Source organism: Hymenobacter aerilatus (assembly GCF_022921095.1).
GTDB classification, from domain to species: domain Bacteria; phylum Bacteroidota; class Bacteroidia; order Cytophagales; family Hymenobacteraceae; genus Hymenobacter; species Hymenobacter aerilatus.
The window spans coordinates 5,004,810-5,019,288 of sequence record NZ_CP095053.1 but is presented as its reverse complement, the minus strand read 5'-3'; the positions used below and the strand labels follow the sequence as shown (position 1 = coordinate 5,019,288).

At 52.6% G+C, this 14,479-nt stretch carries 18 protein-coding genes; 4 read left to right on the top strand and 14 right to left on the bottom strand.

Annotated features, from left to right (window positions below):
• Nucleotides 1–47: 47 nt before the first annotated feature.
• From MUN82_RS21005 to MUN82_RS20995, 3 genes are all read left to right on the top strand, one after another.
• Nucleotides 48–929: a class I SAM-dependent methyltransferase gene (locus MUN82_RS21005; protein ID WP_245093539.1), complete on the top strand. Its 882-nt coding sequence runs from the start codon at nt 48–50 to the stop codon at nt 927–929.
• Between the two features lie 110 nt (nt 930–1,039).
• Nucleotides 1,040–1,981 carry a Ppx/GppA phosphatase family protein gene (locus MUN82_RS21000; RefSeq protein WP_245093537.1) on the top strand — a complete coding sequence of 314 codons (942 nt, stop codon included), beginning with the start codon at nt 1,040–1,042 and terminating at the stop codon, nt 1,979–1,981.
• Nucleotides 1,982–2,085: 104 nt separating this feature from the next.
• On the top strand, nt 2,086–3,147 hold the full coding sequence (locus MUN82_RS20995; protein ID WP_245093535.1) for an Ldh family oxidoreductase: 1,062 nt from the start codon (nt 2,086–2,088) through the stop codon (nt 3,145–3,147).
• Between the two features lie 78 nt (nt 3,148–3,225).
• On the opposite strand, the gene MUN82_RS20990 is transcribed toward MUN82_RS20995, so the two are convergent.
• The 3 genes from MUN82_RS20990 to MUN82_RS20980 form a co-directional block, all read right to left on the bottom strand.
• Entirely contained in the window at nt 3,226–4,065 is an 840-nt protein-coding gene (locus MUN82_RS20990) for a murein L,D-transpeptidase catalytic domain family protein (protein WP_245093533.1), read from the bottom strand.
• A gap of 194 nt (nt 4,066–4,259) precedes the next feature.
• Nucleotides 4,260–4,412 carry a hypothetical protein gene (locus tag MUN82_RS20985; RefSeq protein ID WP_245093531.1) on the bottom strand — a complete coding sequence of 51 codons (153 nt, stop codon included), beginning with the start codon at nt 4,410–4,412 and terminating at the stop codon, nt 4,260–4,262.
• A gap of 71 nt (nt 4,413–4,483) precedes the next feature.
• A complete protein-coding gene (locus MUN82_RS20980) occupies nt 4,484–4,687 on the bottom strand; it encodes an alpha-L-fucosidase (protein ID WP_245093530.1) in 204 nt (67 codons plus the stop codon).
• Nucleotides 4,688–5,322: 635 nt separating this feature from the next.
• On the opposite strand from MUN82_RS20980, the gene hscA reads away from it, so the two are divergent.
• Nucleotides 5,323–7,182, top strand: a complete 1,860-nt coding sequence (gene hscA / locus MUN82_RS20975; protein WP_245093529.1) for a Fe-S protein assembly chaperone HscA — start codon at nt 5,323–5,325, stop codon at nt 7,180–7,182.
• Nucleotides 7,183–7,263: 81 nt separating this feature from the next.
• Here hscA and MUN82_RS20970 read toward each other — a convergent pair whose 3' ends face one another.
• The 11 genes from MUN82_RS20970 to map form a co-directional block, all read right to left on the bottom strand.
• Nucleotides 7,264–7,719, bottom strand: coding sequence for a hypothetical protein (locus tag MUN82_RS20970; RefSeq protein WP_245093528.1), 456 nt, complete (start codon nt 7,717–7,719; stop codon nt 7,264–7,266).
• A 54-nt stretch (nt 7,720–7,773) separates the two neighbouring features.
• On the bottom strand, nt 7,774–8,088 hold the full coding sequence (locus MUN82_RS20965) for an FtsB family cell division protein (protein ID WP_187320289.1): 315 nt from the start codon (nt 8,086–8,088) through the stop codon (nt 7,774–7,776).
• A gap of 154 nt (nt 8,089–8,242) precedes the next feature.
• Nucleotides 8,243–9,514 (bottom strand): phosphopyruvate hydratase, encoded by a 1,272-nt coding sequence (gene eno / locus MUN82_RS20960; protein ID WP_245093527.1) that lies wholly within the window; start codon nt 9,512–9,514, stop codon nt 8,243–8,245.
• Between the two features lie 198 nt (nt 9,515–9,712).
• Complete coding sequence (rplQ, locus tag MUN82_RS20955) at nt 9,713–10,306, bottom strand: 50S ribosomal protein L17 (protein ID WP_245093526.1); 594 nt, start codon at nt 10,304–10,306, stop codon at nt 9,713–9,715.
• A 202-nt stretch (nt 10,307–10,508) separates the two neighbouring features.
• On the bottom strand, nt 10,509–11,498 hold the full coding sequence (locus MUN82_RS20950) for a DNA-directed RNA polymerase subunit alpha (protein ID WP_185281340.1): 990 nt from the start codon (nt 11,496–11,498) through the stop codon (nt 10,509–10,511).
• A 151-nt stretch (nt 11,499–11,649) separates the two neighbouring features.
• On the bottom strand, nt 11,650–12,255 hold the full coding sequence (gene rpsD, locus MUN82_RS20945) for a 30S ribosomal protein S4 (protein WP_245093524.1): 606 nt from the start codon (nt 12,253–12,255) through the stop codon (nt 11,650–11,652).
• A gap of 140 nt (nt 12,256–12,395) precedes the next feature.
• Nucleotides 12,396–12,788, bottom strand: a complete 393-nt coding sequence (rpsK, locus tag MUN82_RS20940; protein WP_185281342.1) for a 30S ribosomal protein S11 — start codon at nt 12,786–12,788, stop codon at nt 12,396–12,398.
• A 70-nt stretch (nt 12,789–12,858) separates the two neighbouring features.
• Nucleotides 12,859–13,236 (bottom strand): 30S ribosomal protein S13, encoded by a 378-nt coding sequence (gene rpsM, locus MUN82_RS20935; RefSeq protein ID WP_187320293.1) that lies wholly within the window; start codon nt 13,234–13,236, stop codon nt 12,859–12,861.
• Between the two features lie 18 nt (nt 13,237–13,254).
• Nucleotides 13,255–13,371, bottom strand: a complete 117-nt coding sequence (gene ykgO / locus MUN82_RS20930) for a type B 50S ribosomal protein L36 (RefSeq protein WP_034256541.1) — start codon at nt 13,369–13,371, stop codon at nt 13,255–13,257.
• A 110-nt stretch (nt 13,372–13,481) separates the two neighbouring features.
• Nucleotides 13,482–13,700 (bottom strand): translation initiation factor IF-1, encoded by a 219-nt coding sequence (gene infA, locus MUN82_RS20925; protein ID WP_185281344.1) that lies wholly within the window; start codon nt 13,698–13,700, stop codon nt 13,482–13,484.
• 4 nt (nt 13,701–13,704) lie between these two features.
• Entirely contained in the window at nt 13,705–14,475 is a 771-nt protein-coding gene (gene map / locus MUN82_RS20920) for a type I methionyl aminopeptidase (RefSeq protein WP_245093522.1), read from the bottom strand.
• Between the last annotated feature and the right edge of the window lie 4 nt (nt 14,476–14,479).

Here is a 14,479-nt window from a genome sequence, read left to right as displayed (position 1 = left end):
GCAAAGATACGGCGCGCCGTTCTACCCTACTCCCTACCTTTGTGGCTATGTACTCTTTCCTCACCACTGGCACCTGGCCGGACTACGAACTGCTGGACGCGGGCAATTTTGAAAAGCTGGAGCGCTTCGGCAACTATATCCTGGCCCGGCCCGAGCCGCAGGCTATCTGGGACCCGCACCTGCCGGCCTCGGAGTGGCAGCGTGCCCACGCCACCTTCACCCGCGAGAAAGGCAGCCAGGAGCGCGGTCAGTGGAAGCTGAAACCTAGTATGCCCGAGCAGTGGGTGATCAACTACGATCAGGGCGACCTACGGCTGCGGTTCCGATTGGGGTTGTCGTCGTTTAAGCACGTGGGACTGTTTCCGGAGCAGGACCCCAACTGGCGTTTTATTTTCGAGCAAACCCGCAAGCGCCGCACCCCTACCCCGCGGGTGTTGAACTTGTTTGCCTATACCGGTGCCGCCACGCTGGCCGCCCGTGCCGCCGGCGCCGACGTCACGCACCTCGACTCGGTGAAGCAGGTAAATTTCTGGGCCCGCGACAACATGGAGGCCTCGGGTATTGATGGCGTGCGCTGGTTAGTGGAAGACGCCATGAAATACGTGCGGCGCGAGGTGAAACGTGGCAACAAATACCAGGGCCTGATCTTGGACCCGCCTGCGTACGGCCGCGGCCCCAACGGCGAAAAATGGCAGTTGGAAGACGAGCTGAACGAAATGCTCAAGCTCTGCCGCGAGTTACTAGACCCGCAAGATCATTTTTTCCTGATTAACCTTTACTCACTGGGCTTCTCGGCCCTGATTCTGGACAATCTGACCACCGCCATCTTCGGTGTGCCGGCCGGGCAGCGCGAAATCGGCGAAATCTACCTGCACGACCAAGGTCAGCGTAAATTGCCGCTGGGCACCTTCTGTCGGTTTGCTAACTAACTGGTTTTTGGTTGTTTGATTTTGGTTTGTGGCTCTCGCTTAGTCAACTCGCCTTTCTCAACTTCAAGTACTCAAATAGCCAGAATCCGAAAATAAACAACCAAAAATCAATGATCCGCCACCGTCGCCTTGCCCTTATCGACATGGGCACCAATACCTTTCACCTGCTGATTGTGGAGCTACCCGAGGCCAGCCACGCGGCGCCCAAAACGCTGCTCAGCACCAAAGCCGGCGTGAAACTGGGCGAAGGCGGGGTGAGCAAAGGCGAGCTGCAACCCGCCGCCATGGACCGGGCTCTGCACACGCTGCAAGGCTTCAAGGAAGAAATTGAGCTGCACCAAGTAACAGAAGTGCGCGCCACCGCCACCAGCGCTGTGCGGGTGGCCCGCAACGGCCGCGAGTTTGTGCAGCGCGTGTTTGAGGAAACAGGTATTCGGGTAGACGTAATTGACGGGGCCCGTGAGGCCGAGCTGATTGCCTACGGCATCCGGCAAGCCGTGCCATTGGGCACTACACGCCACTTGCTGATGGACATTGGCGGTGGCTCGGTAGAGTTTATTATTGCCGATGCCGACACGATTTTCTGGAAGCAGAGCTTCGAGATTGGTGGGCAACGGCTATTGGATCAGTTTTTTCGCCACGACCCGCTCCTACCCTCTGATATTACCGATGAGCAGGCCTACCTCGCTATTTCGCTAGCCCCCCTCACGGTGGCCGTGCAGCAGTACCAACCTACGGTGTTGGTGGGCTCATCAGGCACCTTCGATACGCTGGCCGATATGCACATGGCTCGTCTGGGTAAACCGCGCCTTACCTCACCGCCACCCGCTACCCCCCTTTCGCCAGAGAGCTTCTACGAAAGCTACCATCTTTTCCGCACACTCGACAACGCTGGCCGCCGCGCCCTACCCGGTATGCTGCCTATGCGCGCCGATATGATTGTGGTGGCCAGCGTCCTCATCGACTACGTATTGCAGACTTACGGTTTGACCCAGATTATTGCCTCTGCTTATGCTCTGAAGGAAGGCATGCTGGCGGAGATGTTGGGGTAGCAATCCTGTCATTCCGAGCATAGCGAGGAATCTGAGAAGCCATACCGAAACGTCATGCTGCGCCTGTGTGCGGCATGACGTTTCACAGAAACAGTTCGAACACCATGACCTTTTCCTACAACCATCTTTTCGCCTTCACCGAAAACGTATTCCGCAGCATGGGCTGCCCGGAGGCCGACGCGACGCTGGCCACCGAAAGTCTGCTGGCCGCCGACCTACGCGGGGTAGACTCGCACGGCGTGGCCCGGCTGATTGGCTACGTGCGGCTCTGGGAAGCCGGCCGCATCAACCCCACCCCCCGTGTGGGCGTGACCTACGAAACGCCCAGCACGGCGGTGGTAGATGGCGACGGGGGATTAGGCCTGGTGGTAGCGCCCAAGGCGATGGAGGTAGCCATTGAGAAAGCCCGCGTGGCGGGTACCGGTTGGGTATCGGTGCGAAACTCCAACCATTTCGGCATTGCGGGCTACCACGCCATGAAGGCGCTGGCGCACGATATGATCGGCTTGGCCATGACCAACGCCTCGCCCTTAGTGGCCCCTACCCACTCCCTCGACCGTCTGTTGGGCACTAACCCCATTGCCGTAGCCATTCCGGCCGCCGAGCAGCCCGATTTTGTGGCAGACTTCGCTACTACCACGGCCGCCAACGGCAAGCTGGAAATCCTGCAACGTAAAAATCAACCAGCCCCCACCGGCTGGATTCAGGACAAGGAAGGCAACGTATCGACCAACCCGAATGAGTTGAAAGATGGCGGCGCCCTGCAGCCACTGGGCGGCGAAACTGGTTCGCACAAGGGGTATTGCCTGGGCAGCGTAGTCGATATTTTCTCGGCCGTGCTGAGTGGCGCCAACTACGGGCCGTGGGTGCCACCCTTCGTGGCGTTTCTGCAACCGCCCGCCGATCCGGTGGGGCAAGGCATCGGCCATTTCTTCGGGGCAATGCGCGTGGATGCCTTCCGCCCCGCCGACGAGTTCAAGGCCCACATGGACAACTGGATTTCCACTTTCCGCAACGCCCGCGCTGTGCCCGGCCAGCAAGTACTCATCCCCGGCGACCCAGAGCGCGAATCGTCGGCCAAGCGACTGCTGGATGGCATTCCGCTGCTCGATCCGGTGGTAAAAGACCTCGAAACGGTCGGCCAAAAGTTTGGGCTTACCCTGTAGAACTGCCTACCCCACCAATGCAACAAGCCGCCGCGAATGACTCACGGCGGCTTGTTGCGTTTCTTAGAATATTCTACGCTAAATGAGTTGACCAGTGTTGGTATTAGCCGCGGCCAGTGCCTGTGCTGCTATATCTTGGTTGAGGTAGTGCGAACTGTACGATGCATCATTGCCATTTAGGAACAAGCAGGTTTGTCCGCCTACCGCGTCAATGATCTGAGCATACTGGTCCATGGGTAGGGCCGGGCACCCCAGGCTACGTCCCAAGCGGCCATTCTGCCGAATAAAGTCTTCGCTCACGTAATCTGCACCGTGCATGACGACGGCGCGTTTCAAGGCGTTATCGTTATAGCCTTCATCGAGGCCTACCAATTTAAGGGACCGGCCGTGTTTGCCCACATACTCGGCCTGCGTCACGTAGAAACCCAGGCTGCTCATGTTCGACTCGTTCTCGTTGGAAAAGTTGGTCGCCATGTTTTCGCCAGAGTTATGGCCGTGCGCCACTAGCGTATGGAAAAGAACCTGCTTGCTATCCAAGTCTAATACCCACAGGCGCTTCTCGGTGGAGGGCAAGCTGAAATCTACTACCGTCAGACGGTCTTTTCCGCCCAGCTTGTCGGCTTCTTTCAGGTTGAGGTAGCCTGTCATGGCCTTCTCAAACACCTCAAACCGCAACCCTTGCGCTTCCAGGTTCATGGCCTGATAAAGTTTATCAAACCGCTGGTTGAGGAAGGTAGCACGCATCTCCTCGGCCGTGGGTAGGGTCTGGTGCGTACGGGTGCGCGCCAGCGTTTTGCTAACGGGCGCTGCTACCGGCGTTGCCAGAAACAGAGCGGCCACAAAAGGCATGATACGACGCGTGAACCGCTTGGCCCGGCGCTTCAGTCGCTGACGATGTACTACACTCGGCTTTTCCATTGGGAATAAGAGTCTTACTGGAAGAAAAAAGCGCCCACGCGCACGTTCGGCACTTACCTGGTCCTATACGAACAATGCTACCGGATGATTCAGTTTCCCACTACTTCATTTTATTAGCATAGTGCTATATGCTAGCAATTCTGTCTTGCAGGCACATACTGCAGTCATTTTATATGCTTTATCTCTTATCAAGCCTAAGCAATCTTCAGGGCGTAAGCAATGGCATTCGGCTTCTGAGTGGGTAATACAATGGTCAAGCCCTTGGGGATATGCGCAAACCGGAGCTTGCCTTTAGCGCCCAGTATTTCCTCGGGGTTCCATTGTTCGGCTTTCCATTCCTGTATCATATCCTTAAGCCAAACTTCGATGCGTGCCCATACTTTTCGCAATAAAACCTGTACTGGTCTGACCCCTCCTGTTACATACCGCGGGCATACCTGTCGCCGCGCTCGGGTTGGCACTGTGGCCCCCTGTGCGCCCACAAGCCAAACTTCGCGTCACGGAACCACTCGGGTGTCTGATACTGGACCAACGAGTCCCAGGTAGGCTGAAAAGGAATTGCTCCCCTACCCTCGGGCGCCGTTGCCAGCTCCAGTTTGCACCCATCACGCTCAGAATCCAAGCAGCCGGAGCAGCCAGTAGCAGTTTTTTAGTAGGGTTCTGCTATGCATCATCAAAGCAAGAGAAGAAAAACGGCACGAATAAGCAGGGGGAATACCAAAGACAAACTGCCTACCCTTGCGCCGTTGGTCCAGTTGCAGCACAACGTATTTGGCAGCCCAAATTCTGACATGCTACACCGAATGGGTAGCGATGCAAATACGTGCTGCTTGCACGCTGCTTACTATGACAACGATAGGCAGTTGCAAGTATGCGTTTCTACATCGTTTGGAACGCTGCTATGCTACATAGCTGAGGCTGTCTAGGAAGTCAGAAGATTGAACGTCCTGCGGAGCGTGTCGAAGCATTTCGCGTGCTGACGTTGCATTACCACGCAAACATCAGCACGCGAGACGCTTCAACAGGCTCCGCAAGACGTTCTGACTTACTTTTTAAGCAGCTTCAGCTGAAAATCCACCTCGCTCGTTGGTAACTGCGCCACTTTGGTAAGCTACCTGCGCTCCTCCCTTACCCAACCATTGTTTCTTCCTTACTTTTGCGCGCCCGCAACGGTTTATTTGTTCGTATACGTACGCACACACTACATCCTCTACCGTTCGCCTCATCGCGCGCTTGGCGCGCTGCTTTTCGCATCTTATGGCTAAAGTCGCAATCAACCTTTCCACTGGGAGCCTGCAACAGGAAGAAATTATTGTCGGAATTGATCTGGGCACGACCAACTCGCTGGTTGCCTACATTCACCCAGAATCCCGCCAGCCTGTGGCCATCAACGACCAGGGCCGGGGCACTATTGTGCCGTCGGTGGTGCATTTTCCGGCCGATGGCACCGCGCCCGTAGTAGGGACCGAGGCCAAGCAGTATCTGCTTACCGATCCGCAGAACACTATTTACTCGGTGAAACGCCTGCTGGGAAAAGCTTATCAAGACCTAGGGGGCCACGCCGAACAGCTGGGATATAAAATTATTGACGACAACTCGGAAGGCTTAGTGCAGGTGCGGGTAGGCGAACGATTTTACTCCCCCATCGAGCTATCGGCGGAGATTTTAAAGGAACTCCGCCAGCGCGCCGAGCACGCTCTGAAAACACCTGTCAACCGCGCCGTTATCACGGTACCAGCTTATTTCAACGACTCGCAACGCCAGGCTACCCGCGACGCGGGCCGTTTGGCAGGTCTGGAGGTGCTGCGCATCGTAAACGAGCCTACCGCCGCCGCGCTGGCCTACGGCATTGGCCTCTCGCCCGATGAGGAAAAAACCGTAGCTGTGTACGATCTAGGCGGCGGCACCTTCGATATTTCGATTCTGCGCATTCAGCAAGGCATTTTTGAAGTATTGAGCACGAACGGCGACACCTACCTGGGTGGCGACGACCTTGACCAAGCCATTTACCACTACTGGGCTACAGAGTACCAACTCTCTACCCTGCTATTTCAGAACGTAACAGCCCAGCAGCAGCTGCGCTTGCTGGCGGAGCAGGCCAAGCGCCACCTCAGCCAAAACGACGAGTTTGAAGTACAGTTTGATGAGGTGCGCCTACCCTTAAGCAAGGCCAAGTTTAATGAGCTAATTACGCCCCTTGTGCGTCGCACCTTGGATGCTTGTCAACAAGCCCTAACCGACGCCAAGCTCAGCCCAAAAGACCTGGATGCCGTGCTGCTGGTAGGCGGCTCTACCCGCGTGCCGTTGGTCTACGATTCGGTGTCGGCCTTTTTCCAGCAACCCGCCAACAATTCTCTGCATCCCGATGAAGTAGTGGCCCTGGGCGCTGCCATTCAGGCCGACATCCTGGCTGGCAACCGCCGCGACGTGCTGCTGCTCGACGTAACGCCGCTCACGCTGGGCATTGAGACCATGGGCGGCCTGATGGACTCCATCATTCCGCGCAACTCTAAAATTCCGACCAAAGCCGGCCGCCAATACACCACTTCGGTAGATGGTCAGGTAAACCTGAAGGTTTCCGTGTACCAGGGCGAGCGAGACTTGGTAAAGGAAAACCGCAAGCTAGGCGAGTTTGTGTTGAGCGGCATTCCAGCTATGCCCGCCGGCCTACCTAAGGTAGACGTTAACTTTATCTTGAATGCCGACGGTATTTTGAAGGTAGAAGCCATTGAGCTACGTTCAGGCGTTAGTCAGCAGGTCGAAATCAAGCCCCAGTATGGCCTCACCGATGAACAGGTAGAGCAAATGCTGATGGACTCGCTCACGCACGCCCGCGACGACGTATCGGCTCGCATGGTGATTGAGGCCCGCACCGCTGCCGAGCAATTACTGTATCAGGTAGAGCGGTTCGTAAATAAAAACTCGCAGTATCTGGAGGAGACGGAAATCACCCAAACAGCTGCCCTCACCGAAACCCTGCGCGAAAGCCTTGCCAGCAACGATAAGGATACCATTCTGAAAGCCATGGACACGCTGGAAGAATACACCCGCCCCTTCGCTGAGCGCGTGATGAACATCTCCATCAAGCAAGCCATGTCGGGTAAAAAAATAGAGTAGAAACCCTACCCTTCTAAATGCAGTGAAGGCCTTTCTCACGTGATAAAGGCCTTCACTGCATTTAGAAGGGTAGGTAATGCTTTACTTTCTTTTTTGCGGCGCTGGTACCAGTCCAAATGTCATCACTTGAGTAGCCGTTGAGTCACGAAAGCTTACGTCTAGCAGCACTTGTGGCTTTGGACGGAGTGTATCGCTGGCAAAGTGAAACTGGTAGAACGGATGCGCTTTCTGATCGTCACCGAAGCGAAATCCCAGCTTATACAGCGTGATGCGTGGCCCAAAGCGCTTTCCATGCTCGTAGAGTACCCGGCTATCCGTGCGAAACTGAGCAGTTGTCAGATGTTGTCGAGTTTCAGACGTTAGGAGTGGGTAGGCATCACGGTATTTGCCTTGCAGCACCGTCAACAGGAATTTTCGCGTTAGTTGCACCTGCGACGTTTTTTTAGGTGGCAGACCTGCTGCCAATAGTAAACCGCCGCAGACGATGAATAAAAAGGTAAAAAAAGCTGCTCGCTGCTGTTGGGTAAAATAGATCATGACTCTGTTACTGCAAAAGCCGGTGCTGCGTTGGGCAGCACCGGCTTTTGCGTCTTATTCGTCTTCTTGTGGCACTAAGATAAACACGTCTTCTCCTGGCCGCTTCATGATGTATTTTTCGCGAGCAAACTTCTCCAGCAATTCGGGGCTGCTCAATAGCTCGGCGCGGTCTTGCTTCACTTGCTCAATATTCTTGAGGTAGTAGTCGCGCTCGGTTTGCAGATCACGCCATTTGGCATACATATCATATTGCTTCACCAAGTCATTGGCATCGAAGACGAACATCCACACCAGAAAGCCCATCCCTGCCAGAAAGTAGAAACTGCGCAGAAAGCGCGGCACACGATGAAATACGTCAAGTAAACTCATAGCAACTGGTCAGTAAGGGTAGGAAACCTCATAGAGCGGGCACCTACCACAAATATCAAGATTTCAGTTGATACCGCTCACAACAAAAACAGCACCGCCGCTCGAAAGCAACGGTGCCATTCTCTTTATCAGCCTATTCAGCAAAATCGCTGCTTTACATTTTCTTGCCGGGGAAATAAGCCGTTTCGCCCAGTTCCTCCTCAATGCGGAGCAGTTGGTTGTACTTGGCCATCCGGTCGGAACGTGAAGCCGAACCCGTCTTGATTTGCCCCGTGTTCAGTGCCACAGCCAGGTCAGCAATAGTGCTGTCCTCTGTTTCGCCCGAGCGGTGCGACATGATGCTCTTGTATCCGTTGCGGCGGCCCAGGTTCACGGCGTCAATCGTCTCGGTGAGGGTACCAATCTGATTTACCTTAATCAGGATAGCATTAGCAATCTGCTCGTCGATACCACGCTGCAAACGCTCTACGTTGGTCACGAACAGGTCGTCGCCTACCAGTTGGGTAGTCGAGCCGATGCTCTCAGTCAGGCTCTTCCAGCCACTCCAGTCGTCCTCGTCCATACCATCCTCAATGCTGATGATGGGGTACTTCTTGGTCCAGTCGGTCCAGTACGCTACCATCTCCGAAGAAGTCAGCTTATCGCCAGTGCTCTTCTTGAAGTGGTAATGACCATCAGAGTAGAATTCCGATGCAGCGGCATCCATGGCAATCATCACGTCGTCGCCAGGCTTGTAGCCAGCCGTTTCGATGGCCTGCAACACCACCTTAATAGCGTCTTCGTTGGATTTGATGTTGGGCGCAAAGCCGCCTTCATCACCTACGTTGGTGCTAAGACCTTGCTTCTTGAGCACGTTTTTCAAGCTGTGGAAGATTTCAGTACCCCAACGCAGTGCTTCCGAGAATGATGGTGCACCTACGGGCATAATCATGAACTCTTGGAAGTCAATAGAGTTGTCGGCGTGCGAGCCACCGTTCAGGATATTCATCATCGGTACGGGCAGCGTGTTGGCCCCTACCCCACCTACATAACGGTAGAGCGGCATACCGGCATCTTGCGCCGCTGCACGAGCAGCTGCCAACGATACACCCAGAATAGCGTTAGCACCCAGGTTTGCCTTATTTGGCGTACCATCTAGCTCCCGCATAATTTTGTCGAGCAAGGCTTGCTCATATACCGAGAAACCAATCAGCTCTTCCGCAATCTTGGTATTTACGTTGTCTACGGCCTTCAGCACGCCCTTGCCTACGTATTTTGACTTATCGTCGTCGCGCAGCTCTACGGCTTCGTGCTTACCTGTGCTAGCACCTGAGGGCACAGCAGCCCGGCCAGTCGCGCCAGAATCAGTTGTCACGTCTACTTCCACGGTAGGATTGCCGCGCGAATCAAAAATTTGCCGGGCGTGGATGGAGGTGATAATGCTCATGATGTGAAAGATTATGAGAGGTTGAAAAGTGGTAGGGTAGCTCTCACCAGCGGCTATGCATAGCGATTGATGAGAAGTTTGGTGGCCCAAGGTAAGAAATATCGGTAGGGTAGTCCGCTTCTCTTGGTTTGTCGCTTATAGACTATCAACAAAAAAGGACTGGCTTGATGCCAGTCCTTTTCATTTCGAAGTAGTTGCTTACGAAGCAGCTTCTTCGTCACGCTGCTGTGCTTCTTCGCGGCTTTCGCCTTCTTGCACAGTAGTAGTGGGGGTATCTTCGGGAGCTGATACCTCAACGGTAGCATTCGGAGCAACAGCTTCGCTGCTTACTTCGGTAGCGCTAGTTGCGTCAGCAGCCTTCTTGCCACCACGACGCGAACGACGGGTAGTAGTTTTTGCTTCACCAGCATTCTTAGCTTCCAACAGCGTTTCGTTGTAGTCAACCAGCTCGATGATGCACACTTCAGCATTATCACCCAGACGGTTCTGGCTCAGCTTAATGATGCGAGTGTAACCACCGGGACGGCTACCAATCTTAGCAGCTACATCGCCGAACAGTTCTTTGATGGCTTCTTTGTTTTGCAGAGTAGCAAATACAGTACGGCGGGAGTGCGTCGTGTCGTTTTTGGCTTTAGTCAGCAACGGCTCTACGAACTGGCGCAGTGCCTTTGCTTTGGCTACCGTCGTAGTCAAACGCTTGTACTGAATCAGCGAAACTGCCATGTTCGACAGCATCGCGTTGCGGTGGGACGTAGTACGACCCAGGTGGTTGATGGATTTACCGTGACGCATAAAAAAGAGAAAATGTAAGCTTGCGGATGCCGGCCACGGCGGGTAAGCAGTGTTGCTGCCTCCACATTAGTACCGACGTCCCTCAGGGCTCACTGGTTAAAAAAAGTGTGTTCTGTAACAAGTAAACAGCCGAATGGCCGAACCGTTGGTGGTATGCTCATTGAGCAACCATGCAGCAGTTCAGCCATTCGGCTATTCAATACTAATCTTCGTCGAGGCGATATTTGCCAAGATCCATCCCAAAGGTCAGACCTTTCTCCTCTACGAGGTTTTCCAATTCTGTCAACGATTTCTTACCGAAGTTGCGGAACTTCATCATGTCACTCATGTCCAGCTGCACCAAATCGCCTAGCGTTTTGATGTCAGCGGCCTTGAGGCAATTGTAAGCACGTACGCTTAGGTCCATGTCTGCCAATGGCGTCTTCAGAACCTTGCGCATATGCAGCGTCTCCTCATCTACAGTTTCTTCTTCCTCAGGCTTAGCCGATTCGAAAGTCATTGTATTGTCAGAAAACAGCATGAAATGCTGGATCAAAATGTTGGCAGCGCCTTTCAACGCTTCCTCCGGATGGATAGAGCCATCGGTCTGAATCTCAACCAACAAACGCTCGTAGTCCGTTTTCTGTTCTACACGGGTATTCTCGATGCTATATTTCACGTTTTTGATAGGCGTGAAAATCGCATCAATAGCAATCTGGCCGAAAACCTGGTCAGTTGGTTTGTTTTCCTCAGCTGGCACATAACCACGGCCTTTCTGAATCGTGAACTCAAACTCGAGTTCCGTACCCGGATCAACGTGGCAAATCACCAGATCCGGATTTAGGACCTGGAAACCGCTGGTGAAGTTATTAATATCACCCGCCGAGAAAGTTTCCTGACCTTTGATGCGCACCGTGATTTTATCCTCAATGGCGTCGCTCACCTTTTTGAAGCGAACCTGTTTCAGGTTCAGAATGATTTCGGACATATCCTCAATCACACCTTCAATAGTCATAAACTCGTGCAGAACGCTGCTGGTACGTACCGACGTGATGGCATAGCCCTCCAGCGACGACAGCAGGATGCGGCGCAGAGCGTTGCCGATCGTGACGCCGTAGCCTTTCTCCAGCGGTTTGAATTCAAACGTTCCGTAAAAGTCGTCTGATTTCTCCATCACGACCTTTTCCGGCATTTGAAAAGCTAAGATTGACATAAGTGGGGCTTTATATGTAGTGTGTATGAGTAGTAGGTAGCAAGACCACAAACAAACTGTTTACGTCCTGCTACCTACTACTCAGTACTCAAATCCATTAAATACAACGAAGAAAATCGAATGAACGCCCCAGCCGCAGCTAGGGCAGTTACTACTTCGAATACAGCTCGACAATAAGCTGTTCAGTAATTTTCTCCGGAATCAGTTCGCGGGAAGGAGCATTTAGAAATTTGCCTACCATCTCCTTGCCATCCCACTCCAGCCACGAGAACTGGCGTGCATTGCGTACGCTCAAGCTATCGGTAATAGCTTCCAGCGACTTCGATTTTTCACGAACACCCACAACATCGCCAGCGCGTAGTTTATATGAAGCGATATTCACAACTTCACCGTTCACTGTGATATGCTTGTGCAGCACTAGCTGACGAGCAGCCCGACGGGTAGGAGCAATACCGAAACGATAAACGGTATTATCAAGACGCGATTCTAGCAAAGCCAGCAGGTTGTCACCTGTGATGCCAGGGAGGGTAGCAGCTTTGTGAAACAGGTTTTCAAACTGCTTTTCCAATACGCCGTAGAGGTATTTCACCTTCTGCTTCTCCATCAACTGGATAGCGTATTCCGACTGCTTCTTGCGACGGCCACGACCATGCTGGCCGGGGGGGTAGTTCTTCTTGTTGAGTGCCTTGCTTGGGCCGAAGATCGGCTCATTGAAGCGACGGGCAACTTTGGTTTTAGGACCGGTATAACGTGCCATTTCGGGGTTATTGAGTTTTACTGGGGGTTGAACTGCGTGTGTCGGGCCTCTCGAATGTGCCTTGCAGGGGTGAAAGGCTGCATCAGAAACCCGACACGGAGGGCAAACCAACGCCAAGCGTCAGCTGCCAGTTCATTATATCAGACGCGACGACGTTTAGGAGGACGGCAGCCGTTGTGGGGCAGCGGCGTCACGTCGCGGATGGTCGTCACCTCAATACCCACGTTCTGGATGGTACGAATAGCCGACTCCCGGCCCGAACCCGGACCTTTTACGAATACTTCGGCTTTACGCATGCCCAAGTCATGAGCTACTTTGCCGCAATCCGTAGCTGCCATTTGAGCAGCATAAGGAGTGTTCTTCTTCGAACCACGGAATCCCATCTTACCAGCTGATGCCCAAGAAATTACTTGGCCATTATTGTTAGTGATGGAGATGATGATATTATTGAACGAAGCCTTAATATGTACTTGGCCGGTCTGTTCAACCTGGACAACGCGCTTCTTGGCTTTGTCTTTTCTCTTTTGTGCCATTTGGTTATCGCAAAATATGCGGAAGGTGTTGAAGCTATCTACTGTCGCTAGCTCCGATTTCCGCTACTAGTTATTTAGTAGCCTTTTTCTTATTGGCAACCGTTTTACGTTTACCCTTACGAGTACGCGAGTTATTCTTGGTACGCTGACCACGAACCGGCAAGCCTTTACGGTGACGTAGACCACGATAGCAACCAATATCCATCAAACGCTTGATGTTCAGTTGCACTTCCGAGCGTAACACACCTTCCGTTTTGTACTCGGAAGCAATGATGCTACGGATTTCGCCAGCTTCGTCCTCAGTCCAGTCTTTTACCTTCTTGTCCAGCGAAATGCCAGCTTTAGTCAGTATCTGTTGAGCGGAAGGACGGCCGATGCCGAAAATATACGTCAGGGCGATTTCGCCCCGCTTGTTGTCCGGGATATCTACCCCTGCAATACGAGCCATGTTGTAGGATCTGAGTGCTTAACCTTGCCGCTGCTTATAACGCGGGTTTTTTTTGTTGATGACGTAAAGCTTGCCTTTGCGGCGAATCACTTTACAGTCAGCGCTACGTTTCTTTACGGACGCTTTGACTTTCATGAGTTTGGAAACTTAGGGTCTATGAGACATGAGGCCTTAGAAAGACCCCGAATTCTGGAAAAGTGGTGCAAAAGTACACAACTTCCTGAAATTCTGAGTCTCTAAGACCCTTATTTATAACGGTAAACGATTCTACCTTTCGACAGGTCGTAAGGAGACATTTCCAACTTCACCTTATCCCCTGGCAGAATTTTAATGTAGTGCATCCGCATTTTACCCGAGATGTGGGCAATAAGCTGGTGACCGTTTTCCAATTCCACGCGGAACATGGCGTTGGATAGTGCTTCCAGAATGACTCCGTCCTGCTCAATGGAGGATTGTTTTGCCATGTGGCTATTGTAAAGCTTTTTCTATGTACTCAAAGGAGGTCAGTACCTCTGCTTTGTCTTTTCTAACAACAACTGTGTGCTCAAAGTGCGCTGAAGGCATTTTATCCTTCGTGCGGATAGTCCAGCCATCCTTTTCTTGCACAATTTGCTTGGTACCCAAATTGACCATTGGCTCAATGGCAATAACTAAGCCTGTCTGTAGCTTAAGGCCAGAACCACGTTTACCATAGTTAGGTACCTCAGGACGTTCATGTAGCTTTTTACCCACACCATGTCCCACAAGTTCTCTAACTACGCCGTAACCTTGTTTTTCAACATGCTGTTGTACAGCATAGCTTATATCGCCCATTCGATTACCAGCTACTGCTTGTTCAATACCAAGATAAAGTGATTCCTTGGTTCGCTGTAACAACGCTAGTATCTCAGGAGCAACATTGCCTACAGGGTAAGTGTAAGCACTATCGGAATGGTAACCATTAAGAAAAACGCCGCCGTCTACAGAAATTATATCTCCGTCCTTTAATGTGTAGTCACTTGGAAAACCATGAACTACCACTGAGTTAGGTGATATACAGAGACTAAAGGGAAAATCGTTATAGCCCTTGAAAGAAGGTATTCCACCATTATCACGGATGAACTCCTCGGCACGCTGGTCCAGCTGCCGCGTAGTTACACCTTCTTTAATAAGCTTAGCTACCTCTCCATGAGCTTGAGCCAGCACTTTCGCACTGGCTCTCATCAACTCTAATTCTTCTTCTGTTTTGTAAACTATCATTAGA

Coding starts and splice junctions, on each gene's coding strand:
- MUN82_RS20965 (WP_187320289.1), bottom strand. CDS start 8,088: ATGAGTTTACTTGACGTATTTCATCGTGTGCCGCGCTTTCTGCGCAGT.
- eno (WP_245093527.1), bottom strand. CDS start 9,514: ATGAGCATTATCACCTCCATCCACGCCCGGCAAATTTTTGATTCGCGC.
- MUN82_RS21000 (WP_245093537.1), top strand. CDS start 1,040: ATGATCCGCCACCGTCGCCTTGCCCTTATCGACATGGGCACCAATACC.
- hscA (WP_245093529.1), top strand. CDS start 5,323: ATGGCTAAAGTCGCAATCAACCTTTCCACTGGGAGCCTGCAACAGGAA.
- rpsK (WP_185281342.1), bottom strand. CDS start 12,788: ATGGCACAAAAGAGAAAAGACAAAGCCAAGAAGCGCGTTGTCCAGGTT.
- rpsM (WP_187320293.1), bottom strand. CDS start 13,236: ATGGCTCGTATTGCAGGGGTAGATATCCCGGACAACAAGCGGGGCGAA.
- rpsD (WP_245093524.1), bottom strand. CDS start 12,255: ATGGCACGTTATACCGGTCCTAAAACCAAAGTTGCCCGTCGCTTCAAT.
- infA (WP_185281344.1), bottom strand. CDS start 13,700: ATGGCAAAACAATCCTCCATTGAGCAGGACGGAGTCATTCTGGAAGCA.
- MUN82_RS20970 (WP_245093528.1), bottom strand. CDS start 7,719: ATGATCTATTTTACCCAACAGCAGCGAGCAGCTTTTTTTACCTTTTTA.
- map (WP_245093522.1), bottom strand. CDS start 14,475: ATGATAGTTTACAAAACAGAAGAAGAATTAGAGTTGATGAGAGCCAGT.
- MUN82_RS20995 (WP_245093535.1), top strand. CDS start 2,086: ATGACCTTTTCCTACAACCATCTTTTCGCCTTCACCGAAAACGTATTC.
- MUN82_RS20990 (WP_245093533.1), bottom strand. CDS start 4,065: ATGGAAAAGCCGAGTGTAGTACATCGTCAGCGACTGAAGCGCCGGGCC.
- MUN82_RS20950 (WP_185281340.1), bottom strand. CDS start 11,498: ATGTCAATCTTAGCTTTTCAAATGCCGGAAAAGGTCGTGATGGAGAAA.
- ykgO (WP_034256541.1), bottom strand. CDS start 13,371: ATGAAAGTCAAAGCGTCCGTAAAGAAACGTAGCGCTGACTGTAAAGTG.
- MUN82_RS21005 (WP_245093539.1), top strand. CDS start 48: ATGTACTCTTTCCTCACCACTGGCACCTGGCCGGACTACGAACTGCTG.
- MUN82_RS20985 (WP_245093531.1), bottom strand. CDS start 4,412: ATGATACAGGAATGGAAAGCCGAACAATGGAACCCCGAGGAAATACTG.
- rplQ (WP_245093526.1), bottom strand. CDS start 10,306: ATGCGTCACGGTAAATCCATCAACCACCTGGGTCGTACTACGTCCCAC.